Annotated in this window: 27 protein-coding genes; 3 read left to right on the forward strand and 24 right to left on the reverse strand. The window is 38.8% G+C overall.

What is annotated here, in order from left to right; translation table 11 throughout:
• Nucleotides 1-28 precede the first annotated feature (28 nt).
• From proW to nrdH, 6 genes are all read right to left on the reverse strand, one after another.
• Nucleotides 29-1,231, reverse strand: coding sequence for a glycine betaine/L-proline ABC transporter permease ProW (gene proW, locus GWI97_RS16155; RefSeq protein WP_087802734.1), 1,203 nt, complete (start codon nt 1,229-1,231; stop codon nt 29-31).
• Entirely contained in the window at nt 1,224-2,423 is a 1,200-nt protein-coding gene (gene proV, locus GWI97_RS16160) for a glycine betaine/L-proline ABC transporter ATP-binding protein ProV (protein WP_036938597.1), read from the reverse strand. Before proV ends, proW begins: the two co-directional genes overlap by 8 nt.
• Before the next feature lie 622 nt (nt 2,424-3,045).
• Complete coding sequence (gene nrdF / locus GWI97_RS16165) at nt 3,046-4,014, reverse strand: class 1b ribonucleoside-diphosphate reductase subunit beta (RefSeq protein WP_036938595.1); 969 nt, start codon at nt 4,012-4,014, stop codon at nt 3,046-3,048.
• A 24-nt stretch (nt 4,015-4,038) separates the two neighbouring features.
• On the reverse strand, nt 4,039-6,165 hold the full coding sequence (gene nrdE, locus GWI97_RS16170) for a class 1b ribonucleoside-diphosphate reductase subunit alpha (protein WP_036938594.1): 2,127 nt from the start codon (nt 6,163-6,165) through the stop codon (nt 4,039-4,041).
• 5 nt (nt 6,166-6,170) lie between these two features.
• Nucleotides 6,171-6,590 (reverse strand): class Ib ribonucleoside-diphosphate reductase assembly flavoprotein NrdI, encoded by a 420-nt coding sequence (gene nrdI, locus GWI97_RS16175; protein WP_036938593.1) that lies wholly within the window; start codon nt 6,588-6,590, stop codon nt 6,171-6,173.
• Between the two features lie 11 nt (nt 6,591-6,601).
• Nucleotides 6,602-6,826, reverse strand: coding sequence for a glutaredoxin-like protein NrdH (gene nrdH / locus GWI97_RS16180; protein ID WP_036938591.1), 225 nt, complete (start codon nt 6,824-6,826; stop codon nt 6,602-6,604).
• 284 nt (nt 6,827-7,110) lie between these two features.
• On the opposite strand from nrdH, the gene GWI97_RS16185 reads away from it, so the two are divergent.
• Together GWI97_RS16185 and cspE are read left to right on the forward strand one after the other, a co-directional pair.
• Nucleotides 7,111-7,584: a methylated-DNA--[protein]-cysteine S-methyltransferase gene (locus tag GWI97_RS16185; RefSeq protein ID WP_036938589.1), complete on the forward strand. Its 474-nt coding sequence runs from the start codon at nt 7,111-7,113 to the stop codon at nt 7,582-7,584.
• A gap of 197 nt (nt 7,585-7,781) precedes the next feature.
• Complete coding sequence (gene cspE, locus GWI97_RS16190) at nt 7,782-7,991, forward strand: transcription antiterminator/RNA stability regulator CspE (RefSeq protein WP_023581133.1); 210 nt, start codon at nt 7,782-7,784, stop codon at nt 7,989-7,991.
• Between the two features lie 100 nt (nt 7,992-8,091).
• Here cspE and crcB read toward each other — a convergent pair whose 3' ends face one another.
• From crcB to rsfS, 10 genes are all read right to left on the reverse strand, one after another.
• On the reverse strand, nt 8,092-8,466 hold the full coding sequence (crcB, locus tag GWI97_RS16195; RefSeq protein ID WP_036938587.1) for a fluoride efflux transporter CrcB: 375 nt from the start codon (nt 8,464-8,466) through the stop codon (nt 8,092-8,094).
• Between the two features lie 13 nt (nt 8,467-8,479).
• Nucleotides 8,480-9,445: a lipoyl synthase gene (lipA, locus tag GWI97_RS16200; protein WP_036938585.1), complete on the reverse strand. Its 966-nt coding sequence runs from the start codon at nt 9,443-9,445 to the stop codon at nt 8,480-8,482.
• Nucleotides 9,446-9,549: 104 nt separating this feature from the next.
• The gene (gene lipB, locus GWI97_RS16205; RefSeq protein ID WP_036938582.1) at nt 9,550-10,191 is read right to left on the reverse strand and encodes a lipoyl(octanoyl) transferase LipB; all 642 of its coding nucleotides are present in this window, start codon (nt 10,189-10,191) and stop codon (nt 9,550-9,552) included.
• Between the two features lie 158 nt (nt 10,192-10,349).
• On the reverse strand, nt 10,350-10,613 hold the full coding sequence (gene ybeD / locus GWI97_RS16210) for a DUF493 family protein YbeD (protein WP_036912266.1): 264 nt from the start codon (nt 10,611-10,613) through the stop codon (nt 10,350-10,352).
• Nucleotides 10,614-10,811: 198 nt separating this feature from the next.
• Nucleotides 10,812-12,023, reverse strand: a complete 1,212-nt coding sequence (gene dacA, locus GWI97_RS16215; protein ID WP_036938579.1) for a D-alanyl-D-alanine carboxypeptidase DacA — start codon at nt 12,021-12,023, stop codon at nt 10,812-10,814.
• Nucleotides 12,024-12,144: 121 nt separating this feature from the next.
• The gene (gene rlpA, locus GWI97_RS16220; protein WP_087802728.1) at nt 12,145-13,116 is read right to left on the reverse strand and encodes an endolytic peptidoglycan transglycosylase RlpA; all 972 of its coding nucleotides are present in this window, start codon (nt 13,114-13,116) and stop codon (nt 12,145-12,147) included.
• 10 nt (nt 13,117-13,126) lie between these two features.
• Complete coding sequence (gene mrdB, locus GWI97_RS16225; RefSeq protein WP_036938573.1) at nt 13,127-14,239, reverse strand: peptidoglycan glycosyltransferase MrdB; 1,113 nt, start codon at nt 14,237-14,239, stop codon at nt 13,127-13,129.
• Between the two features lie 4 nt (nt 14,240-14,243).
• Nucleotides 14,244-16,139, reverse strand: a complete 1,896-nt coding sequence (gene mrdA / locus GWI97_RS16230) for a peptidoglycan DD-transpeptidase MrdA (RefSeq protein WP_087802725.1) — start codon at nt 16,137-16,139, stop codon at nt 14,244-14,246.
• 38 nt (nt 16,140-16,177) lie between these two features.
• Complete coding sequence (rlmH, locus tag GWI97_RS16235) at nt 16,178-16,648, reverse strand: 23S rRNA (pseudouridine(1915)-N(3))-methyltransferase RlmH (RefSeq protein WP_036938567.1); 471 nt, start codon at nt 16,646-16,648, stop codon at nt 16,178-16,180.
• A gap of 2 nt (nt 16,649-16,650) precedes the next feature.
• A complete protein-coding gene (rsfS, locus tag GWI97_RS16240) occupies nt 16,651-16,977 on the reverse strand; it encodes a ribosome silencing factor (RefSeq protein ID WP_082239483.1) in 327 nt (108 codons plus the stop codon).
• A gap of 389 nt (nt 16,978-17,366) precedes the next feature.
• Here rsfS and GWI97_RS16245 point away from each other — a divergent pair, with 389 nt between their 5' ends.
• On the forward strand, nt 17,367-18,113 hold the full coding sequence (locus GWI97_RS16245; protein WP_087802722.1) for a YbgA family protein: 747 nt from the start codon (nt 17,367-17,369) through the stop codon (nt 18,111-18,113).
• A 10-nt stretch (nt 18,114-18,123) separates the two neighbouring features.
• Here GWI97_RS16245 and nadD read toward each other — a convergent pair whose 3' ends face one another.
• The 8 genes from nadD to GWI97_RS16285 form a co-directional block, all read right to left on the reverse strand.
• Nucleotides 18,124-18,795 carry a nicotinate-nucleotide adenylyltransferase gene (nadD, locus tag GWI97_RS16250; RefSeq protein ID WP_052038529.1) on the reverse strand — a complete coding sequence of 224 codons (672 nt, stop codon included), beginning with the start codon at nt 18,793-18,795 and terminating at the stop codon, nt 18,124-18,126.
• Nucleotides 18,788-19,822 (reverse strand): DNA polymerase III subunit delta, encoded by a 1,035-nt coding sequence (gene holA / locus GWI97_RS16255; protein ID WP_123821965.1) that lies wholly within the window; start codon nt 19,820-19,822, stop codon nt 18,788-18,790. The genes nadD and holA overlap by 8 nt, the downstream gene beginning before the upstream one ends.
• Nucleotides 19,819-20,367: an LPS assembly lipoprotein LptE gene (gene lptE, locus GWI97_RS16260; RefSeq protein ID WP_036938555.1), complete on the reverse strand. Its 549-nt coding sequence runs from the start codon at nt 20,365-20,367 to the stop codon at nt 19,819-19,821. The genes holA and lptE overlap by 4 nt, the downstream gene beginning before the upstream one ends.
• Before the next feature lie 12 nt (nt 20,368-20,379).
• Nucleotides 20,380-22,962 (reverse strand): leucine--tRNA ligase, encoded by a 2,583-nt coding sequence (leuS, locus tag GWI97_RS16265; protein ID WP_036938552.1) that lies wholly within the window; start codon nt 22,960-22,962, stop codon nt 20,380-20,382.
• A 334-nt stretch (nt 22,963-23,296) separates the two neighbouring features.
• Complete coding sequence (locus GWI97_RS16270; RefSeq protein ID WP_087802719.1) at nt 23,297-24,022, reverse strand: amino acid ABC transporter ATP-binding protein; 726 nt, start codon at nt 24,020-24,022, stop codon at nt 23,297-23,299.
• The gene (gene gltK / locus GWI97_RS16275; RefSeq protein ID WP_036938549.1) at nt 24,023-24,697 is read right to left on the reverse strand and encodes a glutamate/aspartate ABC transporter permease GltK; all 675 of its coding nucleotides are present in this window, start codon (nt 24,695-24,697) and stop codon (nt 24,023-24,025) included.
• Entirely contained in the window at nt 24,697-25,437 is a 741-nt protein-coding gene (locus GWI97_RS16280; protein WP_036938546.1) for an amino acid ABC transporter permease, read from the reverse strand. The genes gltK and GWI97_RS16280 overlap by 1 nt, the downstream gene beginning before the upstream one ends.
• Before the next feature lie 114 nt (nt 25,438-25,551).
• Nucleotides 25,552-26,445 carry an amino acid ABC transporter substrate-binding protein gene (locus tag GWI97_RS16285; RefSeq protein WP_036938544.1) on the reverse strand — a complete coding sequence of 298 codons (894 nt, stop codon included), beginning with the start codon at nt 26,443-26,445 and terminating at the stop codon, nt 25,552-25,554.
• Nucleotides 26,446-26,459: the final 14 nt, after the last annotated feature.

Consider the following 26,459-nt stretch of genomic DNA (forward strand, 5'->3'; position numbering starts at 1 on the left):
TAGATTTTTAATTAATAGTGAATATATATTACGATGCTTTTTTGCCAAAGAGTCGGCAAATTAAGCCAATAGGACCTGTCATATACCAGCATCGGTTACCTTTATGACGGCTATTTTGACCTAAAGATTGTGTTAATCGGTCAAGGATAATCGCAAGAATAACAATACCGGCCCCTCCGACGGCAGCAAGCCCCATATCAAGGCGACCAATACCACGCAATACCATTTGACCTAATCCACCAACGGCTATCATTGATGCAATAACAACCATTGAAAGTGCTAACATCAAGGTTTGGTTTACACCAGCCATAATGGTTGGCATAGCGAGTGGCAATTGCACTTTAAACAACATTTGTCGAGGATTTGCCCCAAATGATTGAGCAGCTTCAATTAAATCCTCTGGCACTTGTTTGATCCCTAAAATGGTTAGTCTCACAATAGGTGGCAATGCAAAAATGATAGTGACTACAACTCCCGGTACATTACCAATACCAAATAGCATCACGATGGGCACTAAGTAGACGAATGCGGGTGTGGTCTGCATGGCATCGAGCAAAGGACGGACGATTTTTGATGCTCTATCACTACTAGCAAGCCATATCCCTAAAGGAAGCCCGATTATTAGACAGAATAGTAAGGAGGTAAGAACTAAAGCAAGGGTAACCATGGCTTCAGACCACGCGCCAATAGCACCAATTAATATCAGTGAGATAAACGAAGTGATCCCCATTACTTTGCCTGAAAGTTGCCATGCAATCAGTGAAAATAGAATAATGGCAACAGGTGCTGGCATTGAGGTTAAGAAATTTTCAAAACCACTTAACACAAAATCAACGGGTACACGGATGCCTTGGAAAACGGGGCGAAAGTGTAACACGATCCAGTCAATCGCTTCAGTAACCCATGAATCTAAAGGGATAAGTGTGTTGTGAAAGGGATCCATAAGATTAAAAGAATCTGACGTAACATCGGTAGGTGTTGCATCTAACCAGTCAGTGCCTGTAGATGATGTATCAATATTTTCACTACCGCTACCTGTTGTTCCCCATGGATCGGTATCTGCTGATGAACTATCAGTACTACTCCAAGGGTCGCTTTCGGTTGTACTTGTATTGGTTGTTGCCCAAGGATCATCATTTACGCTATGGGGTGTCTCTTGTGTGGTATCGCTTGTGGTTGTTTCTTGGGAAGTGGTATCCCATGCAGTATCTTGATTATTTGTATTACTCATTTGGCGTCTCCTTATCCAGTGCTTGTAGTAACATTCCTTTAGAAATCAAACCTATATAACGGTTTTTTTCATCAATAACAGGAATAGCACAGGGAGATTGTGCAACCGTTGAAATCAGCTCATTTAGAGGGGTATCACCATTAATGGCACAGGGTTCGGATAAAATAGCTGATTCAATAGACCGTTTATTTTTGAGAGCCTCTTCAAGAGAATTTACCGAAACAATACCGATAAACTTTCTACCTCGCTCAATGAGATAACCAAAATTTCTATCTTCATCTTCAAGCACTTTTAATGCTGAGCGAGGACCAAAGCCAGGTGCGATATGCAATAAGGTTTCAGGGCGACGTTTGGCGATATCTTTGGCACTAAATACGTGGCTAATATCAACCCCACGGAAGAATGTACGCACATAATCATTAGCTGGGTTATTGAGTATTTCATCCGGTGTACCGATTTGGACTACAACTCCACCTTGCATAATGGCAATTCGATCACCAATACGCATTGCTTCGTCAAGATCATGAGAAATAAATACAATAGTACGCTGTTTATCGCCTTGTAAGCTCAATAATTCATCTTGCATTTCGGTACGAATTAAAGGGTCAAGTGCTGAGAAAGCCTCATCCATTAATAAGATATCGGGATCATTGGCTAAAGCACGAGCTAGGCCAATACGTTGACGCATTCCGCCTGATAGCTCATCAGGCCAAGAATGAGCATAACTACCAAGATTGACTTGCTCTAATGCATCCATTGCTTTTTTATAACGCTCGTCTTTGCTTAATCCTGCGAGATCCATTCCGAAGGCTGTGTTATCAAGTATGTTCATATGTGGCATTAAGGCGAATGACTGAAATACCATACTGATTTTTTTACGGCGTACTTGGCGTAACTCTTTATCCGACATAGTCGCAATATTTTCGCCATCAATAAGCACTTCTCCTTTTGTAGGAGAGATCAGACGATTGAGAAGGCGGACTAGTGTGGATTTACCGGAGCCAGATAAGCCCATAATGACAAATATTTCGCCTTCTTCAATTGCCAGATTTGCATTTTGAACGCCTACTGTAAGCCCTGTTTTATCAAAAATCTGATCTTTATTCATACCAGATTCTAATAATTCAAAGGCACGTTTAGGATGTTCGCCAAATACCTTGTAGAGGTTTTTCACTTCAAGTTTAATTGCCATGCAATATATAGTTTCCTATTTAAATATTAGAAGGAATAAATTAAATATTAATTAATGAGTATCGTTATTTTCCTAAAATAAAATTTTTAGTAAGGGAAATACCCTACCACAATGATCGAGTCTGACAACCCTATGTTCATTATAATTAATTAAAAAAAATCTCTTTTTTTAATTTTTTTTTTAATGATTAATAATTAAATAAAGTGAAATATAAATTTATTGTTAAGCGTTGATATATTGGTTAACCAACTGAAATAACTTTCTTTTTTTAGATATTGAGATTTTAATTAGGATCTCAATAAAAAGAATAATGAAAGAGTAAAGAAACAGCAGAAAGTAAGAAAAATAAAAATGAAAAAAAACCAAAATACATTAGATAATCTAATTAATGTTACCCTGATCTGAGTGGTTATTTAAGAAAAACTGAAAAATCATTCGTAAAAAATTGGTTATTTGAATAAATCGAACGGTAAAAACCATACAATTAGTTGCTTTTATGAACAATAAAAAATGCATTAAAAAATAAATTATATTTTTCAATGCATTATGTTTTTATGTTGATATATAATTAATTTGAATGTATTGCTATTCTGTGGTCATATTTGATAGTTAATAAGAGAAATTAAAAATCCCAATCATCATCTTCGGTGTTAATGGTTTTTCCAATAACATAGGATGAACCCGAGCCAGAAAAGAAATCGTGATTTTCATTAGCATCAGGTGACAGTGATGATAGAATAGCAGCACTGACATTTGTTATTTCATCAGGGAATAAGGCCTCATAACCTAAATTCATTAATGCTTTATTTGCATTATAATGAAGGAATTTTTTTACATCTTCAGTCCAACCAACTGTGTCATAAAGATCTTCGGTATATTTAACTTCATTGTCATATAAATCTAATAATAATGAGAACGCAAAATCTTTAATATCTTGTTTTTCTAATTCAGATTTACTTAATAAATGATTTTGAAATTTATAGCCAATATAATAACCATGAACGGCTTCATCACGAATAATAAGTCGAATTAAATCAGCTGTATTCGTTAATTTTCCTCTACTTGACCAATACATAGGTAAATAGAATCCGGAGTAAAATAAAAATGATTCTAAAAATACGCTAGCGATTTTCTTCTTTAAAGGATCAGGGTCTTGGTAGTAGCGCAGAATAATATCAGCTTTCTTTTGTAGATAAGGATTTTCTTCACTCCAACGATATGCTTCATCAACATCTGCTGTTAAACAGAGGGTGGAAAATATTGAACTGTAAGAGCGAGCATGAACCGCTTCCATAAAACAGATATTGGATAATACCGCTTCTTCATGTGGCGTCAGTGCATCGGGTATCAATGTCGGCGCCCCCACAGTATTTTGAATAGTATCCAGTAATGTTAATCCAGTAAAAACACGAATAGTGAGCTGTTTTTCGGCTTGTGTTAAGGTGCTCCAAGAAGGAATGTCATTAGAGAGTGGAATTTTTTCAGGTAACCAAAAATTCATGGTTAAACGATTCCAAACTTCTAAATCTTTTTCATCCTCAATACGATTCCAGTTAATTGCATTAACGTGACTTAATAAAGGTGATGACATGTTATATTTTCCTTCTTGTAATTATTAAAGTGCACACGAAACACAGCCTTTTATTTCAGTGCCTGCTAATGCGGATTGTCGGATACGAATGTAATACAAGGTTTTAATACCCTTACGCCATGCATAAATTTGCGCTTTGTTAATATCTCTTGTTGTGGCTTCATCAGAAAAGAACAACGTTAGTGATAAACCTTGATCAATATGTTGTGACGCTTCTGCATAGGTGTCGATAATTTTTTCTGCACCAATTTCATAAGCATCTTGATAATACTGGCGATTTTCATTAGTCATAAATGGGGCTGGATAATAAACCCGTCCAATTTTACCTTCTTTCCTGATTTCTATTGGGGCTACAATAGGATGAATGCTTGATGTGGAATGATTGATATAGGAGATAGATCCGGTCGGGGGGATCGCTTGTAAGTTTTGGTTATAAATCCCATATGTCATAATAGACAACTGGAGTGTTTGCCAATCTTCTTGTGTAGGAATATGAATATTCGATTGGCTAAATAACTGGTGGACTTTTTGTGTTTTAGGCAACCATTGTTGTGATACATACTTATTAAAGTATTCACCTGTTGCGTATTTTGAATTCTTAAAACCTTTAAAGTGTTGTTTTTTTTCAATAGCTAATTGGTTTGAAGCTAATAACGCATAATAAGTGACGGTATAAAAATAGATATTGGTGAAATCTAATGCTTCTTCAGAGCCGTAATAAATTCCTTCACGTGCTAAGTAGCCATGCAAATTCATTTGCCCTAAACCAATCGCATGAGAAGCGAGATTACCTTTTTCAATAGAAGGAACAGACTCAATTTTCGTCATTTCAGAGACATTGCTTAATGCTCTAACTGCAGTGCTGACGGTATGAGCGAAGTTAGGGGAGTCCATTGCCATAGCAATATTCATAGAACCTAAGTTACAACTGATGTCATGACCGATATGGCGATAGCTTAAATCTGGATGATACTGACTTGCGCTGTTGACTTGTAAAATTTCAGAGCAAAGATTACTCATGTTAATTCTACCCGCAATAGGATTTGCTCGATTTACCGCATCTTCAAACATGATATAAGGATAGCCAGATTCAAATTGAATTTCGGCAAGTGTTTGGAAGAACTCTCTCGCTTTAATTTTCTTTTTACGAATTTGTGAGTTATTCACCATCTCACTGTATTTTTCGCTAATACTGATTTCTGACATTGGTACGCCATAAACACGCTCTACATCATAAGGTGAGAAGAGATACATATCTTCATTGCGTTTCGCTAACTCAAATGTGATATCTGGAATTACTACGCCTAAAGAGAGTGTTTTGATCCTGACTTTTTCATCTGCATTTTCTCTTTTTGTATCAAGAAAATAATAAATATCAGGGTGGTGGGCATGAAGATAAACTGCCCCTGCGCCTTGCCTTGCACCTAATTGGTTTGCATAGGAAAACGCATCTTCAAGCATTTTCATAACAGGGACAACCCCTGAAGATTGATTTTCAATTCGTTTAATGGGTGCACCGGCTTCACGTAAATTAGTGAGTAGAAATGCGACACCACCTCCCCGTTTAGAAAGCTGTAATGCCGAATTTACCGATCGACCAATAGATTCCATATTATCTTCGATACGCAATAGAAAGCAGGAAACCAACTCACCACGCTGTTGTTTTCCACAATTTAGGAATGTTGGTGTGGCGGGTTGGAAACGACCACTAATAATTTCATCAACAAGATGAATGGCAAGCTCGGTATCACCTTTTGCAAGGGTGAGGGCAACCATACAGACGCGATCTTCATAGCGTTCAAGGTAACGCTCGCCATCAAATGTTTTTAAGGTGTAACTGGTATAGTACTTAAAAGCCCCTAAAAAAGATTGAAAGCGAAATTTTTTGCTATAAGCATGTTTGAATAGCTGTTTGATAAAGGCAAATTCATATTGTTCTAGCACTTGAGTTTCGTAATAGTGTTGCTGTACTAAAAACTCGAGCTTTTCTTTTAGATCATGAAAAAATACCGTATTTTGATTTACATGTTGACGAAAAAAATGATGCGTTGCTAATTTGTCTTTATCAAACTGAATATTACCTTGCTCATCATAGAGATTTAGCATGGCGTTTAAGGCATGGTAATCAAGTTGTTCTATTGATGTTGTCATGTTAATTATCTCGTGACACATTGGTCTGCCAGATTAGACCAAAACGTCCTTAAGCCGGTTTTTACGCGTTTTTCATCTTCTGGTGTGCCTAATAATTCAAATCGATACAAAAAAGGGATTTGGCATTTTTGTGCAATGATGTCACCTGCTAACCCATAAGCTGCACCAAAGTTTGTATTTCCAGAAGCAATAACACCACGTATTAATTGACGATTTTCAGGAATATTTAAAAACTGAATAACCGCCTTAGGAACTGCACCTTTAGTTCCACCGCCACCATAAGTAGGGCAAAGCAACACAAAGGGTTGTGTTGCGAGCAAGATTTCATCTTCAATAATTCTAGTCGCTTGTAAATTGAGCTTTTGCACAAAGCGATGACAGTTTTCTGAGCGACTTGAGAAATAGATCAAAGGTGCAGTTTGCATAAGAGGCTCCTTTAGAGCGTAATTTGTCCTATCTTATCAGGGCAGAAACCGGACCAATGTTGTTCTCCATGAACAACGACGGGAACTTGGCGATATCCCATAGAGACAATTTGCGCTAAGGCTTGTGTATCTTGGGTCAGATCAACTGCAACAAATGGAATGTTTTTTTGTTTTAACGCACGCTCTGTGGCGCTGCATTGAACGCAATTTGGCTTGGTATAGAGGATAACAGACATAAAAAATAACCCTTATAAAAATATGGATGCGTCTGTTTTCACATCCATAATGAGAAGTACTTAAATACTATATATAGAGTTATTTATTTTCAACCATACAATATATAGTGTTTTTGTATTTTGATAATGATTATCATTAAAATTAAAAGGTTAGCGCACTAATTTTATTTTTTCATCACTCGATGGATCAATTTTTATTAGATATACGAGTAATTAGATGATTGCTTTATCAATCCAGCATGATTTAATCTTATTGTTACAGACAAATCAGCAGAGAAAATATTATGTACCAAGACTATCTCGATGCACCTATAGGTTTCCCAAAACCCTATATCTCTATTACAGCAAATGAAAAAGGGATCACCAGCCTCTATTTTGTAAATGATAAAGATATTGCTGTGAATTCAAGCACTGTTATTAAACAGTGTATAAAACAACTAAAAGAGTATTTTGCAGGTAATCGTACAACTTTTTCTATCCCGTTGGCGCCAGAGGGAACAGAATTCCAAAGTCGAGTTTGGAAAACATTACAAACTATTCCTTTTGGCGAAGTTTGGAGTTATAAAAAATTGGCACTTACATTAGGTTCAGTCAATTATTGCAGAGCGGTAGGAATGGCGAATTCACGAAATCCGATTTCTTTAATTATTCCTTGTCATCGTGTTATTGGCCATAACGGCAAGTTAGTCGGTTACACGGGGGGGGTAGATATTAAGCGTTGGCTACTTCAATATGAAAAAATAGAGATTGATGAATAGTTCAGATTGTAAGTATTAAGTATTGTTTCTTAAGTGAACGCTGTGTTAAGTCATGGGATTTGTCTGAATATTAATCATTTGGCAGAAAAAAAATGTGAGTTTCGTGATCTAGACTGTGGACAGGGAATCATCATTTTTGTTTTACTATAGCCAACGCAAAACGCTTGCGTTTATTTTCTATTTTAAAGGTAAACTTGATGTCTAAATTAAAAGGTAACGTTAAGTGGTTTAACGAAACTAAAGGTTTTGGTTTTATCACTCCAGAAGATGGCAGTAAAGATGTATTTGTACACTTTTCCGCTATTACATCAGAAGGCTTTAAAACCCTTGCTGAAGGTCAAAAAGTAGAGTTTGAAGTTACTGACGGCGCGAAAGGGCCATCTGCTGCAAACGTTGTCGCTATCTAATTAACGACTTCTTTGAGACAGTAAAAACCCGTTGAATAACGGGTTTTTATGTTCTTATATAGTTAAACCCGTTGAATAACGGGTTTTTATGTTTCTAGTATTACATTTCACGTAATAACCAAAATGCAAATGCAGTCATTAAAAATGATCCCGCTAAGTTAGCGCCCATTGTACTTAATGCCCATCCAATTTTACCTTCCGTTAAGAGTGCAACCACTTCAACCGAAAAGGTTGAGAAGGTTGTCAAACCGCCACAAAAGCCCGTTGTTAGCATAATTTTCCAAATAGGATCAATATGCGGTGCTTTGCTAAACCAAGCAATACCAAAAGCAATAATAAAGGCACCAATACAGTTAGCAATAAAGGTGCCTGTGGCAAAATGTGGAAGAATAGAATTTAGGCGGTAGCTAATCAGCCAGCGTAATACGCTACCTAAACCACCACCTATAAATACAGCAATTGCAATATTAAGCATGAGAGATTAATTGTTATTTAACCTCAATCCCCTGAGCTTGAAGATCGGCATGATAAGATGAGCGAACAAACGGCCCACAAGCTGCATGAGTAAAACCCATCGCAAGTGCTTGCTCTTTCATATATTCAAACTCGTCAGGACTGACGTAGCGTTGAACAGGAAGATGGTGACGACTTGGCTGTAGATATTGCCCTAATGTCAGCATCGTTACCCCATGTTTACGCAGATCACGCATAACGTCAATGATTTCTTCGTTGGTTTCCCCAAGGCCAACCATTAAACCTGATTTTGTCGGAATATCAGGATGTGCTTGCTTAAATCGCTCTAGCAATGTTAATGACCATTGATAGTTAGCACCTGGACGTACTTGGCGATAAACACGAGGAACGTTCTCTAAGTTATGGTTAAAGACATCAGGTGGCGTATCTGTGAGGATCTCAAGAGCTTTATCCATACGGCCACGAAAATCAGGAACTAATGTTTCAATACGAATAGTGGGATTTTTTGCGCGAATAGCTGAAATACAATCAGCAAAATGCTGAGCGCCACCATCACGTAAATCATCACGGTCTACAGAGGTAATAACGACGTAGCGTAATCCCATATCTTTAATGGTTTGAGCAAGTTTTTCTGGCTCTTGTGGATCGGGTGCATTTGGGCGACCATGTGCGACATCGCAAAACGGGCAACGGCGTGTGCAGATTGCGCCTAAGATCATAAAGGTCGCTGTTCCATGGTTAAAGCACTCTGCAAGGTTAGGGCAAGATGCTTCTTCGCACACAGAATGAAGGCCATTTTTACGCATTGCTGCTTTGATGCCTTGAATTTTACTTGAATCAGCGGGCAGCTTTATTTTCATCCAATCAGGTTTGCGTAGCAGTTGTTCACGTTCTGTAGCGACTGTTTTAACAGGAATAAGTGCCATTTTATCGGCATCGCGATATTTGACTCCGCGTTCCATCTGAATAGGTTTACTCATAATTGTGCCAGTTCCAGTTATCTAGAGTGATTAACACGATGTGACTGAGGTAATCAGGGTTTTAAAAAAAAATGACAAATGTTAAAAAAATTATAGCATTTTTATTACTGTGGTTGGAATCCTAGTTGTGTACAAAAATGCTTAACTAATAATGGTGCTACCTGTGTAGTTGTCGTATTAGGAGCAAAATCAATTAACTGTGTCATTTTCAGATCAGAATAACCACAAGGATTTATTCGTGCAAAAGGGGATAAATCCATATCGATATTGAGGGCTAAGCCGTGAAAGGAGCAACCTTTACGGATACGTAACCCTAATGAACAAATTTTATCGCCTTTAACATACACACCCGGTGCATCCGCGCGAGCATAGGCTTCTACATTAAATTCCGCTAGCGTTTTAATAACGGTATTTTCAAGTGCTGTGACTAATTGGCGAACACCAATATGGTTACGTTTTAAATCCACTAAAACATACATGACTTGTTGGCCTGGGCCATGATAAGTCACCTGACCTCCACGATCAGATTGAATAACAGGAATAGACCCTGTGTTTAATAAATGTTCAGCTTTACCAGCCTGACCTTGAGTAAAAACTTGTTCATGTTGAACGAGCCATATTTCATCAGGCGTGTGACTTTCCCGTTTTTCCGTAAACTGATGCATAGAATCAGAAACCGGTAAATAGGGTTTCACACCTAATTGGCGAATAATGATTGTTTTGTCTTGCACCGTGAAAATCTTCATTTGTAGCGTAATTGTGAAGAGCAGTATAACGCCCCAGTAAATGAACTACCAGATTGAGATGTTTTTTTTCCGAAGAAGAGAGAAAATGAGAGGGATTAAGATAAGAAAAAGCGCCTTAGGAAGGCGCTTTTGAAAAAATGATCTTTTAAGTAAAGGGATTAAAGAACCATACGAACTAGTTCAAGCTCACCTAACTCTTTATAGAGCGTTTCGACTTGATCGATATGAGTTGCATTGATGGTAATAGACACGGAATGGTAATTACCTTTACTACTTGGCTTTACCGAAGGTGTGTAATCACCAGGGGCATGACGTTGAATAACTTCAACGACTTGATCAACTAATTCTGGTTTTGCATGACCCATCACTTTATAAGTGAAAGAACATGGGAACTCTAACAGTTCGTTTAATTTTGTTTTCATCATAATGTAATTCCTTAAGACAACAGATACTGTTGTTTTAATAATCTATTTTTACACCTAATCGTAATAAATAAAAAGCGCATTCCTTTATTAATAAGGAATGCGATACTGGTAATTAGGGTAAATAAAGGAATGATAAATGTATTTATGCCAATATCTATATAAGCTATATGTGGTCACATTTACCTTTTTCAACTCTTAGCCAAACCAGTGGGAGAATAATAATTTGATGTAATCGATAATGCGACTAAAGAAACCACCTTCTTTTACTTCATTCATCACTACGAGAGGGGACTGTTCGATAATTTGCCCATCAAGTTGGAAATTAATGGTTCCAACAACTTGGTTTTTAGTGACGGGGGCATGCAGTTCTACATTATCAAGTACATAACTCGCTTTTAAGTCTTTTAAACGGCCACGAGGAATAGTTAAATAAACATCTTTATCTACACCTAATTGTACTTTATCTGTTTCGCCATACCAAATTGGCTCTGCCGCAAATTCTTTACCCACTTGTAGTGGCTTTACCGTTTCAAAGAAGCGAAATCCCCAAGTCAGTAGTTTTTTACTTTCAGCATCACGGCCTTTAGATGAATGCCCCCCCATTACTGCTGAAATTAAGCGCATGTCGCCTTCGGTTGCAGAAGCGACTAAATTATAACCTGCTGATGCGGTGTGACCTGTTTTAATACCATCCACATTTAAACTGGTATCCCATAACAATCCATTGCGATTTACTTGGCGGATATTGTTGTAAGTATATTCTTTTTCTTTGTATATGGCATATTCGTCAGGTACATCACGAATTAATGCGGCACCAATCAGCGCCATATCACGAGCAGAGCTATATTGCCCCGGGGCATCAAGACCATGTACTGTTTGGAATTGCGTATTTTGTAAACCGAGGCGCTTAACGTAATCATTCATCATAGTCACAAATGTATCTTGACTACCTGCGATATAAGAGGCCATTGCCACACAAGCATCATTACCTGATTGCAAATTAATACCACGGGTTAATTGTGCAACAGTAACTTGGTCGCCTGGTTTTAAGAACATTAAAGAAGAGCCACGGAAAACTGGATTACCTGTTGCCCAAGCTTCTTCACCAATAGGGACAATATCATTATTAGTAATTTTACCTGCGCGAATAGACTGTCCAATAACATAACTGGTCATCATTTTGGTTAAACTCGCAGGATCACGACGAACATCCGCATTCATTTCAGCCAGCACTTTCCCAGAATTATAATCAATAAGAATATAAGATTCGGCTTCAATATTAGGAACAGCGGGTATCATTGTTTTTAGTGAATCATCAGCCAGACTTTGATGCGTTACTGTCAATAAAGCAAAAGTGGCACTTAATAGGCTCGTTCTTAGTGATTTAGCGGGTAGTGTTTGTTTCATTCTGTTTGTTTAATCCGAAAATTCAGGGAAAAATAGGGGCTGATAAATAAAACATCAGCAAACTCAGACGATTCTACGCTTGAGTTTGCTGATATAAAAAGGATTTTACGTCACCTTACCTTTATTGGGTAATAATAAACCCAGAGATATCTTTAATCTGTTTCAGTTTGCTTCTTATTGCTTCGGCTTGATCTTTTGAGGAATAAGGGCCAAGTTGTACTTTATATAGTCCATCTGCTTTATTAATCACACCTTGAGTACTAAATGATGACGACAAATCATTGAGCCAAATTTGAGCATTATTTTCGTTACTGAGTGCGCCAACCTGTACATAAAAGCCTTGTTGTATCGCGTTTGAGGTTGGTGCTTTTGTCTCTACTGGAGTAGGCGTTAAAACTGGTGCAGGGGGTGACGTTTTTGCTGGGGCTGGTGGCTCAATGGGGCTATTGTTATTGATTGGCGTTGATGTCGTTAATGGTGCAGGTGTTGCTGGCTGAACATTAAAATTAGGGCGTTCGGGTAAGGCGGTTGTTTTTTTCTCGATCTGCGCTCCATGTGTGCCAATACCGCTCATATGACCATTTTGATCAACGACAATTCCTTCAATTTGTAAGGGGGTTGTTGGCATCAAACGTAAGCTATCAGAAACAGCCGGAGTGACTTGGATTTGTTTGCCATTGATGTAAGGGCCTCGATCGTTAATACGGACAACCATGGTGCGTCCATTAAGTAAATTGGTGATCTTCACATAGCTCGGAATGGGTAATGTGGGATGTGCGGCCGCAAACTCATAAGGATTGATTCGTTCACCAATCGTTGTTAAACGACTCATTGCTAAACTATCATAAACAATAGCTTCTCCTCGTTCACTAAAGTTAGCAGGATCAGTGACAATACGATAGATCACCCCATTTTTTCTGTAATCTTGATTTGCCGTTGGGTGATAAGGCTCGTAACGAGGTTCAGCACCGAGAACACGTTGAGCTTGCACATTAGGTAATGGTGCTGGCTGTTTATTGGTGTTGGATTTATTAACAACACACCCCGAAAGTAGCAATGCACTGATACCTATCAAAACCCATTGCAGACGCATAGAAACCTCATTATAAACTTTTTGATAATAGTTTTCGGTGTGTATGAATAGACATAACAATGCCAAATCCTGCCATTAAGACAATTAGGGCAGAGCCTCCATAACTCATAAGCGGTAACGGAACACCGACAACAGGAAGAATACCACTCACCATTCCTATGTTGACAAAGACATAGACAAAGAAAATTAGCATTAATCCGCCAATCATTACTCTGCCAAATGTATTTTGTGCTTTTGTTGCAAGGTAAAGGCCTCGCGCAATTAAGAGTATATAAAGAGCTAATAGTATCAAAACACCAATTAATCCGAGTTCTTCAGCCAATACAGCAAAAATAAAGTCTGTATGGCGCTCTGGTAAGAATTCTAATTGAGATTGCGTGCCTTGTAACCATCCTTTTCCATGTAATCCGCCAGAACCAATGGCAATTTTAGATTGGATGATATGATATCCAGCACCAAGTGGGTCTGATTCCGGATCGAGAAGCATCATTACCCGTGCTTGTTGGTAATCATGCATCAGGAAAAACCAAAGTATGGGGATAAAGGCAGCAACAAGAATGATAGCTATAGTGATAAGACGCCAACTCATTCCTGCAAGGAAAAGAACAAATAACCCTGAAGCAGCAACAAGGATGGACGTTCCTAAGTCAGGTTGTGCCGCAACTAATAAGGTTGGAACAAAAATAAGTACCAATGCAATGGCTGTATTACGTAATGTCGGTGGACATATATCGCGATTCATAAATCGCGCTACCATTAAAGGTACCGCAATTTTAGCTATTTCTGAAGGTTGAAAACGCACAATACCTAAATCTAACCAACGTTGTGCCCCTTTACTAATTTGACCGAAAACATCCACAAGGATAAGCAAGATAACGCAAAAAAAATAGAGATGAGGAGCCCAACTTTCATAGACTCGTGGTGGTATTTGTGCCATGACAATCATGATCATAAAACCCATTGCAATCTGCCCTAATTTGCGTTGCATCATTTCTGGATCTTGGCCACTTGCGCTCCACATAATAAATGCGCTGTATCCCAATAAAGCAATAATACAGAGCAAGAATAAAGGGTCGATATGAATTCGAGTCCAGAAGGATTTTTTCTTATTATTTTCAGTCATATGATTATTCCTCTGAACCACGCGGAGCGGGGGGTGAATCAGGTAATACTGTGTTGTTATCACCAAGGAGAATGTGGTCAAGAATTTGTCTTGTAATATCACCGACTGAAGGACCCGCACCACCATTTTCTAAAATAATTGAAATCGCTACAGTTGGATTATCATAAGGGGCAAATGCAATCATTAGTTTATGGTCACGAAGGTGCTCAGCTAATTGGCTAGCGTTATAAGTTTCATAACTAAAGACCTGGGCTGTTCCTGATTTAGCCGCAATTTTGTAGGGCGCATCAGCAAAACTACGACGACCCGTACCATTAGGAAAATTAGCAACACCATACATACCATGCTTTGCTAATTCCCAATAACCTGAGTTGATATCACCAATTTGGCGCGTTTCAGTATCAACATAAGGTAACATCTCATTACCAAGCTTCGTGCCATAAAGCAGGTGAGGGGTTTTCACTTGTCCATCATTTATTAATGTCATTAAGGCTTTTGTCATTTGAATAGGTGTTGCTGTCCAATACCCTTGTCCTATACCAACCGGTATTGTATCACCTTGATACCAAGGTTTTTTATAACGCTGTTGCTTCCACTCTCGTGTTGGCATTATACCGTTTCGCTCTTCTGATAAATCGATCCCCGTATATTCACCATAGCCGAAACGACTCATCCATGTAGATATTCGGTCTATTCCCATATCATAAGCAACTTGGTAAAAGAAAGTATCTGCAGATTCAACAATCGATTTTGTGACGTTGAGTTTGCCATGTCCCCAACGTTTCCAGTCGCGATAACGTTTTTCAGAGCCAGGAAGTTGCCACCAGCCGGGGTCGTGAATAGTCGTGTTTGCAGTGATAACACCTTCGCTTAATGCAGCAACAGACATAAAAGGTTTAACTGTTGATGCTGGAGGATAAAGACCTTGTGTTGTTCGATTTATTAAAGGCCTATCTGGGTTATTTAGTAATCCTTGATAATCTGTATTAGAAATACCGCCTACAAATAAGTTTGGGTCATAACTTGGGTTTGAGACTAGGGCTAAAATTTCACCATTGCGAGGATCAGTCACTACAACCGCGGCTCGGCTTGTAGTAAGTAATGTTTCAATATAAGTCTGTAATTCAAGATCAATGGTAAGATAAATATCTTTACCTGCTTGTGGGGGTTGTTCGTGTAATTGGCGAATAACACGGCCACGGCTATTGACTTCAACTTCTTCATAGCCAGTTGTTCCGTGTAATACTGACTCATAATAACGCTCAATACCTAACTTACCAATATCATGAGTCGCCGCATAGTTAGGTGATAAGCCTTCTTTATCAAGGCGTTCAACATCTTTATCGTTAATTTTTGCTACATAACCAATGACATGTGTCAAGGCTGAGCCATAAGGGTAATAACGGCGTTGATAGCCTTTGATTTCTAAGCCAGGATAACGATACTGATTGATAGCAAAACGCGCGACTTGTACTTGGCTAAGTGTAGTTTTTAAGGCTATAGAGCTAAATCGGCGAGAACGCTTACGCTCTTTTTCAAAGGTCGCAATATCTTCATCAGTCAAGTCAACAACATCTCTTAAACTTTCAAGCGTTTCTTGTAAGTTTGTGACTTTTTCAGGTACAACTTCTAGCTGATAAATAGTACGGTTAAGAGCAAGGGGGATCCCTTTGCGGTCATAAATAATACCTCGACTAGGTGCAATTGGGACGAGTTTAATTCGGTTATCATTTGAACGTGTTTGGTAATCGTCATGGCGAACGATTTGTAAGTGATTGAGGTTAAAAACCAAAATACCACTTAGTATAATAATTACTGAAAATGCGACAATTACACGGCGGATAAACAATCTTGATTCCGCAGTATAATCTCGAAACGGGGTACGTTTTTTTCTCTTCATCCCATTTGACTTCACTTACTGACCCGCCAATTTATTGATTATTCACGATGATAAGGATGGTTTGTCGTAATACTCCATGCTCGATAAAGGCTTTCTGCAACCACGACACGAACAAGAGGGTGTGGCATTGTTAACGGGGATAAAGACCAACTTTGTTCAGCGGCAGCTTTACAAGCGGGTGCTAATCCTTCAGGGCCACCAATGAGTAAGCTGACATTTCTACCATCTAGCTTCCATCGTTCAAGTTGTTCTGCAAGTTTTGGCGTATCCCAGCGAGAGCCAGGAATATCGAGAGTAACAATACGATTCCCTTTACCGACAGCGGCTAACATTTGTTCGCCTTCTTTTTCGAGAATACGTTTTATATCCGCATTTTTTCCGCGTTTACCTGCGGAGATTTCGATGAGCTCTAAAGGCATATCTTTTGGGAATCGGTTAAGATAATCCATAAAGCCGGTCTGTATCCAGTCCGGCATTTTTGTACCAACGGCAATGAGCTGTAATTTCAAACTCAGCTCCAGAGTTTTTCAAGTTCGTACATACGGCGGCTGTCTTCTTGCATCACGTGTACCATGGCTTCACCAAGATCGACGACAATCCAGTCAGAAATGCCTTGTCCTTCAACACCTAAAGGTTGTAATCCCGCTTGACGACAATCATCAACGAGATTATCTGCAACAGACATGAGGTGTCTGCTTGATGTACCCGTACAAATAATCATGTAATCAGTTACACTTGATTTTCCACGGACATCTAATGCAATAATGTCTTGAGCTTTAGAATCTTCAAGTTTATCAATAATAAATTGCTGTAATTCAGAGCCTTGCAAAAGGATCACCTTTAATCTAATGAGTTAATTCAATCGAAAAAATAATAAACGCTATTTTAAAGGAATTTATACCAATAAATCTATTTTACTTGATGATTAATTCCAGTTAGCGATAACAAGAACATAAACCTCATTTTCTTGTTTTTCGACGTTTGATTTAGAAAATTTCATATATGCCCATTAACTGCGCCATAATAAATAACAAAAAGAAGGCAGATAAGAACTTTTCAGTTAGACGACAGTTTTACCTTGCAGTTCCCTTAAGGGAACAGAGGGTGAGAATAACAGCTAAACATCGTCTGTCAATGCTCATGAAACACCTAATTACGGTGTTTTAACTTTGTTAAATTCATATTATACCGCCTATTGCTTATATTTTTGGGTTGGAGAGAAAAATAATGGAAAGAAAAGAGAGTTATCTTGGGCTATCTTCAGAAATCATGAGTAACAACAATAGCCAATTACAAGCAGAATTAGAGCAACTTTGTCATATTATGGGGACTGAGAATATAGGTATTGTGCAGATCGATGCTCACGATACAAATAACCCATTTCTAATTCAGGGATATATAGGAAAAGAAGGCGATCATTTTGCCTCTTCATTGGATGCTGTATTTCCACAACTCTGCGTTGAACAACTCTCGCAACCCAAAGCATTAGATAATTTTCTTACCCGGTTTTTTACACGAGTAGATTATCAACAACAGGTTTATCAATCATTAAGCAAAGGGGCGCTAGTTAAGTTTCATAGCCGATATAAATATTTGATTATGGCTTATTCACAAGTCGCTTATCGAGAGTTAGGGCGTTATATTGCTAATTTATCTGATGATATTCCTCTTGAGAACATTGCGATGAAATATCAACGAAAGCTAATGGAGGCATTGAGTATAGCACCAAATCGGGAAGGGCAAACAAACGCTTTAATGCATATGGCGGGATATTTTAAGCGAAGTTTAAATTCACAACAAAAACAAACAATGGCACAAACAATTTTACAATATCGTCAAGGTGTTGTGCCTTTTGCTAAGCCTTATGAATTGCTCCAATATTGGTTAACTGTTTATCCTGATGATTATTTGATTAACCAACGCTATTTTTCGCCTTATCCACCTGCTTTTAATTATTTAAGAGATCAACTTTAGGATAAATACATTATTTATAGAGTTGTTGCTGGCGAATATAGTCTTCAACGGGGCTTGGTAGTAAATCGTGACAATCTAATCCTGCTTTATGGCGAGAACGAATATCGGTTGCTGAAATATGATAAAGAGGCGTATCAGCCAGAAAAATTTTACCCGCAGGTAAACAATGGATATCTTCTTGTTGCTTCGTTTGGTGTTTAGCCAGCCATGATTGCATTTGTGCAGACTCAAAATGTGTTTGATAGCCAGGGCGAGCACAAACTAACAAATGACATACATCTAATAATTTTTCCCATTGGTGCCAAGTATTAATTGAAAGTAATGAATCCTGACCAATAATAAATGCTAAAGGTTGTTTATTACCAATTTCTTGTCTGAAGTCTCTTAATGTCTCAATAGTATAAGAAGGTGTTGGCTTCTCAAGCTCACGAGTATCCACTTTAAATGAAGAATATGGCTCAATAGCAAGACGTACCATATCAAGACGTTGTTGCGAAGATGCTTCAGGTTGTGGGCGATGAGGGGGAATATTATTGGGTAGCCACACCACTTCTTTTAAACCAATTAATCCTGAAAGGGCTTCAACAGGACGTAAATGTCCATAATGAATAGGATCAAATGTGCCTCCGTATAAGGCGATAGCTTGGTTAATTAAAGGCGTTGAGTGATGATTTTTAGGCATGATCCACAAATCCTTCCGGTAATGCTTTCCCACAAAGTAATAAGCCCAATGCGCCAAGTGATGGCCAAACAGGTTGACCATAATCTTGTTTAATGGTTATTTCGATACTGGTTAATAACCGTATTGCGGTCAGTAGTTGATGCTCTGATAAACGTTGCAATGCAGCTGTAAAAATTGGGCGTCGGTTTTGCCAAATTCGATGCTTATCAAAAATGGTTTTTAACGAAGCTGTTTTTGATTCACGGTGTAACGTCATTAATTGCATTAATTCACGTTGTAAGGTTCTGAGTAAAATAACCGGTTCGCTATCTTCTCTTTTGAGTTGTTGCAAAATATGCCATGCGCGTTGTGTTTTACCTGCGAGTAATGCATCAACCCAGTGATAAGGAGTAAAATGTGACGCGTCATTGACAGCTGCTTCGACTCTAGGCAATGTCAACTTACCATCAGGGTAAAGCAGAGAAAGACGCTCTATAGCTTGTGCTAATGCGAGCAAATTACCTTCATAGCAGTAGCAAAGCAGTTGGTTACCTTGTTCATCTAGCGTTAATCCTTTTTGTTTTACTCGTCGAGCAACCCAATTAGGTAATTTATCAAACTCAGGTGTGAGACAAGAAACATAAGTCCCATTTTGGCTTAATGTTTTAAACCATTCACTGTTTTCTTGAGCCTTAGTCAGTTTATTGCCACGTAAAATCAACAATAAATCTTGATGTAATTCTTGAGACAATCTTGTGAGTTTTTCTGACATGGCTGCATTAGGACCATTTTCAGGTAAATGCAACAAAATAGATTGTCTTTGAGAGAAAAGACTTAATGATTGACAAAGTGAGTAAATTTCATTCCAGTCCGTATTATTATCAAGAGTAAATTGATAATGTTCAATAAATCCTTGGGCTTTAGCGATAGATTGAATGGCATCTTGAGACTCTTGGAGCAACAATGGTTCATTGCCCCAGAGTAGGTAACTTTGGCGCAACCCCTCTTGGAGTTGCGCATTCAGTTGTTCTGGATATAAGCGGATCATTGGGCTGGTGAGATTATCTGTTTTGCCTGTTCAGCTTGTGCGGCTTTTTGGCGTTCAGCATTGTGAACAACCAACAATTTACGCACTAAAATGGCTGTCGCCTGTTCACGCATCTCTTGTTTGATAATGTCATTTTCTGCGTCTTTTGCTAACGCTTCTAATGGGTTATCGAAGAATGGGCGTGAAACCTGTGATGAAATAGGGTAAATCGTTCCGTCAGGCATAATCACTTGTGTATCTAGTACAAATGTTAATTGACGTTCTGCTGATTTACCGTCTTGATACACAGAAACGGTTTCTTTACTCTCTGACGATCCCACAATTTTGAGAATAGGGATATCTGCTGTTGGGTTTTCAACAAGCTGAACACCACTCAATCTGAGTTGTTGACGCATTACACGAGATAATGGGCCATAGGGGTCACTAGAGCTGAGATAAAGCGTTTTTAATTCTGCTGGAACTTGAGTTTTCCCTTGTAAATGAAAACCGCAACCAGCGGTGATTAACACCGCTAAACCGAAAAATAGCGAAAGTAGATATCGCACTAGGCCTCCTTATCAGCCAACAACGATGTTCAGTAATTTTCCTGGAACATAGATGACTTTACGAATAGTCACATCTTCCAAGTATTTAGCAACACTGTACTCTTTTGTTGCCATTTCCTGAACATATTCTTTTTCTGAATTAGCCGGAACAGTGACACGACCGCGAACTTTACCATTCACTTGAACGATAATCAGTTTAGTGTCATCAATCATGGCTTCTTTATCAGCAATAGGCCATGGTGCAACATCAACGTCTTCTTTTCCACCTAATGCTTTCCACATCACAAAACAAGCGTGAGGGATGATAGGTGAAAGCATACGAACGATGGCTTCTAATGCTTCTTGCATTAATGCACGATCTTGTTCTGTTTCTTGACTTGCACGAGTTAATTTATTCATTAACTCCATGATAGCAGCAATCGCAGTATTGAAGGCTAAACGACGGCCTACATCATCAGATACTTTTGCGATAGTTTTGTGTAAGTCACGGCGTAAATCTTTTTGTTCTTCTGTTAATGAAGACAGATTAAGCGATTGTGTCGCTCCTTTTTGAGTGTGCTCGTGCACTAAACGCCATAAACGACGTAAGAAGCGGTTAGCACCTTCAACGCTAGATTCTTGCCATTCAAGTGTTAATTCTGGTGGCGCCGCAAACATCATAAATAAACGAACGGTGTCTGCACCATAACGTTCAACCATTGTTTGTGGGTCGATACCGTTATTTTTAGACTTAGACATTTTGCTCATGCCGGCATAAGTCAGTTCATGACCAGCACTGTCAGTCGCTTTTATGATGCGATTTTTTTCATCACGTTCAACAATCGCTTCTGCTGGTGATACCCAGTGGCGAGCACCATCTTCACCCGTGTAATAGAACGCATCAGCGAGTACCATACCTTGGCATAGTAAGCGTTTGGCGGGTTCATCTGAGTTTACCAAACCTGCATCACGCATCAGTTTATGGAAAAAACGGAAATACATTAAGTGCATGATTGCGTGTTCAATACCACCAATATACCAGTCAACAGGTAACCAATAGTTAGCAGCTTTTGGATCTAACATGCCTTTATCATAATCAGGGCAGGTATAACGAGCGTAATACCAAGATGATTCCATAAAGGTGTCAAAAGTATCCGTTTCACGCAGTGCGGGTTGACCATTAATGGTGGTTTTCGCCCACTCAGGATCGGCTTTGATTGGACTGGTGATACCGTCCATTTTTACATCTTCTGGCAGGATAACGGGGAGTTGATCTTCAGGAACAGGAACAACAGTGCCGTCTTCTAAGGTTGCCATTGGAATTGGCGCTCCCCAGTAACGTTGACGAGAAACTCCCCAGTCACGTAAACGATAGTTAACTTTGCGTTCACCAACACCCATTTGTGCAAGTTTATCTGCAATAGCGTTAAAGCCAGCTTGATTATCTAAACCAGAAAATTCACCAGAGTTAATTAGGCTATTTTTCTCGGTTAATGCACCTTCAGATAAGTCAGGTTGGTTACCTTCAGCATCAGCAATAACGGCTTTAATAGGTAAGTTATATTTGGTTGCAAATTCCCAGTCACGTTCATCATGACCCGGAACTGCCATCACGGCACCTGTGCCGTATTCCATTAATACAAAGTTAGCAACCCAAATAGCCACTTTTTCTTTGGATAATGGGTGAATAGCATAAAGACCAGTGGCAATCCCTTTTTTCTCCATTGTCGCCATATCGGCTTCTGCCATTTTCATGTTGCGGCATTCATCAATGAAGTGCTGAATTTCAGGGTTATTTTGAGCGGCTTTTTGTGCTAATGGGTGACCAGCTGCAACAGCGACATAAGTCACGCCCATAAAAGTATCAGGACGTGTTGTGTAAACTGTCATTTTGTCGTTGCTATCGGCAACATCAAATGTGATTTCGACACCTTCTGAGCGGCCAATCCAGTTACGTTGCATGGTTTTTACTTGTTCTGGCCATTCATCTAACGTATCTAAATCGTTTAACAACTCTTCTGCATAATCGGTAATTTTGATAAACCACTGTGGAATTTCTTTACGTTCAACAGGGGTATCACAACGCCAGCAACAGCCATCAATAACTTGTTCATTAGCTAATACGGTTAAATCATGTGGACACCAGTTAACAGCAGAGGTTTTTTTATACACTAAGCCTTTCTCATATAACTTAGTAAAGAACCACTGTTCCCAACGATAATATTCTGGTGTACATGTTGTGACTTCACGATCCCAATCGTAACCAAAACCCAGTTTCTTTAACTGGTTTTTCATGTAATCGATGTTTTCGTAAGTCCATGGCGCAGGCGCGGTATTGTTTTTTACTGCGGCACCTTCAGCGGGTAGACCAAACGCATCCCAACCGATAGGTTGTAAGACGTTTTTACCTTGCATACGTTGATAACGGGAAATCACGTCACCAATGGTGTAGTTACGGACGTGTCCCATGTGTAGTCGACCAGAAGGATAAGGTAGCATTGACAGGCAGTAATATTTTTCTTTGTTATTATCTTCTGTCACTTTAAATGTATTGTTCTTTTCCCAGTGTTCCTGGATAGTTTGCTCTATATCTTCGGGACGATATTGTTCTTGCATGGCACCGATAATCCTATGGTGAATTAATGGCTACCGGAGGGTAACCGCTATAATGAAATTAAGACTCGCATAGCATAGCTGATTTTGTCTAATAGCCACAACAGTCTTTCTTAATGAAAGCCATTGTTTGCCTAACTTTTTCTAGAGAATTGCGAGATATGCTGAAAATAAACACTATTTTAGTGTAATAAATGCGTGATTTTTGGTGAAAATGTTTTGATATTGCGGAAAATAAGAATTAATTGATATTAAGTTGCAAGGTTTATTTAAATCAGTTTGTTTGCTGACGCACATAAAGTACGTCAGCAAATATTAATCATGATGAGGTGAATAATTAGTGTAGAATTTTTGCGAGGAAATCTTTTGCACGATCTGATTTTGGATTATCAAAAAAATCATTTTTAGGTCTATCTTCTACAATGCGTCCTTCATCCATAAAAATAATGCGGTCAGCAACTTTTTTAGCAAATCCCATTTCATGGGTTACTACCATCATGGTCATACCTTCATTAGCTAGCTCAACCATAACATCCAGTACTTCATTTATCATTTCAGGGTCAAGTGCGGAAGTCGGTTCATCAAACAACATTGCGATAGGATCCATACACAAAGCACGAGCAATTGCGACACGTTGTTGTTGGCCACCAGAAAGTTGAGCAGGATATTTATTCGCATGACTTGATAAGCCAACACGTTCTAATAACTTTAAGCCTTTTTCTTTTGCCGCATCTTTATTTCTATTGAGTACTTTGACTTGTGCCAGTGTAAGATTTTCAATAATAGAGAGGTGAGGGAAGAGCTCAAAATGTTGAAACACCATACCAACTTTTGCGCGTAATTTGGCAAGATCCGTATGCTTATCATTAACTAGGGTTCCATTAACGAGGATCTCGCCTTGTTGTATGGGTTCTAAGCCATTAACAGTTTTGATCAGTGTTGATTTACCTGAACCTGAAGGCCCACAGACAACAACAACTTCCCCCTTTTTAACTTCAGTGGAACATTCAGTCAGTACTTGAAACTGACCATACCATTTTGATACATCTTTTAGGGAAATCATCTAGGTAGTCCTTTTTTTAAGAAAGTTCACTAACATTGAAGCTGCGAAGCTAATGACAAAATAAACAAAACCTGCAAAGAGGATCATCTCAACTTGTGTACCGTCTCGTTCACCAATATTTGCCGCCGTTCTGAAGAAGTCAGTGAGGCTTAATACGTAAACTAAGGATGTATCTTGAAATAAGACAATACCTTGGGTGAGTAAAAGCGGGATCATAGCTCTAAATGCTTGAGGTAAAATCACTAAACGCATTGTTTGTGATTTGGTCATTCCTAATGCAAGTGAGGCGGAAAATTGTCCTTTACTCACACTTTGAATACCTGCTCTTATAATTTCAGAGTAGTACGCTGCTTCAAATAAAGAAAACGCTATCATTGCTGAAATTAAACGGATATCACTTTTCGGTGAAAGCCCTAGAACATTTTGTAATATGTTAGGCACAATTAAATAAAACCACAGCAATACCATGACTAATGGAATAGAACGAAAGGTATTAACGTAAGCAACCGCAAACCAACTAATTGGTTTAAAGGTAGACAGGCGCATAACAGCAAGCACCGTTCCCCATAAAATACCAACCACAATGGCGGTGATAGTGATTTTTAAAGTGATTGCCATGCCATCGATTAAAAATGGTAGGCTTGGAACAACGGAACTCCAGTCAAATTCGTACATTATTGACCTCCTGTTGTGCCGGGTAAGCGAACGCGTTTTTCAAGCCAATGCATTATTAACATAATGACGACGTTGATGAAGACATAGGCAAGAGTGATGGCTGTGAATGACTCATACGCTTTCGCTGAATAATCGAGTAGCTTGTTTGCTTGTGCAGCCATATCAATTAACCCGATAGTAGAGGCAATCGCCGAGTTTTTTACGAGGTTAAGCATTTCTGAAGTCATGGGGGGAATAATGACACGATAAGCATTAGGCAATAAAACATAACGATAGGTTTGAGGTAAGGTTAAACCCAAAGCAAGCCCTGCAGCTTTTTGTCCACGAGGTAATGAGTTGATTGCTGCTCTGACTTGTTCACACATACGTGCCGCAGTAAATAAGCCTAAGCAGAGAACTGAAGAGACAAAAAATTGTACATTTGGCGCTAAGTCCATTTTAAACCAGTCGCCAATAGATTGAGGTAAAAGTTCAGGGATGACTAAATACCACGTAAAGAATTGTACGATAAGTGGCACATTACGGAATAATTCAACATAAACAGTGCCTAAGCTAGAAAGCCAACGATTAGGTACAGTCCGTAGAATTCCGAATAGAGAACCAACAAGAAAGGCAATAACCCAAGCGCATAACGATAAGGCAATGGTGACTTGGAAACCGGAAATCAGCCATCCTAAGTATGTGGTGTTTCCGAATGGGGCTTCTTGGAAGAATATCCCCCAATCCCAATCAATCGACATGATTTCACCTCCGGTGAAAAATAGGGGCAGGGAACGACTGCCCCAAACTTCACTGATCTGTCTGTCCAACAGATACTTTATAATTATTTGTTTGTATCAACTACGTATGTATTTTTAATTCAATGCTTTATCATTTGGCGATGCAAATAAGGCTTTCATTTCATCAGAGATAGTGAATTCTAGATTAAGGTTTTTAGGTGGAATAGGGGCGTTAAACCAGCGATTGAATGATTTTTCTGCCTCACCGGATTTTTGTGCATTCGCGATAGTCTCATCAATTAACGCTTTGAATTGGGCATCGTCTTTACGCAACATACAGCCATAAGCCTCTTCAGATTGTGGGGTTCCTACAATTTCCCATTGACCTGGTTTTTTCGCTTTAGCACGTTCTCCAGCAAGTAATGCATCATCCATCATAAAGGCAACAGCACGTCCTGATTCAAGTGTACGGAATGAGTCTCCATGATCTTTTGCGCTGATAATGCGCATATTCATTTTTTTCTCATCATTAAGTTTGTTGAGTAATATTTCAGACGTTGTTCCTGAGGTGACAACGACGTTTTTACCAGATAGATCAGCAAAATCTTTAATTCCACTGTCTTTTTTTGCGAGTAAACGTGTACCTACGATGAAAATAGTATTAGAGAAACTGGCTTGTTGCTGGCGAGCTTCATTATTGGTTGTTGAGCCACATTCAAAATCAAAGGTGCCATTTTGTAATAATGGAATACGATTCTGAGAAGTGATAGGAATGAGGCGAACTTGCAGGTTAGGTTTGCCTATTTTATCTTTCACAGCTTGTACAATCAGGTTGGAATAATCTTGGGAATAACCCACCACTTTTTGTTGATTATCATAGTAAGAGAAAGGAACTGAGGATTCCCGGTGCCCGACGATAATAATATCGTTGTCATTGATTTTTTTTAAGGTTCCAGTGAGTTCTTCTGCCTGCACAGCTCCTGCAGCCCCTAAAATCATTAATGATAATGCTAGTTTACGCATGCGCATAATAACTCCTGTCG

Origin of the sequence: Proteus sp. G2300 (assembly GCF_009915965.1) — a bacterium.
Lineage (GTDB): Bacteria > Pseudomonadota > Gammaproteobacteria > Enterobacterales > Enterobacteriaceae > Proteus > Proteus vulgaris.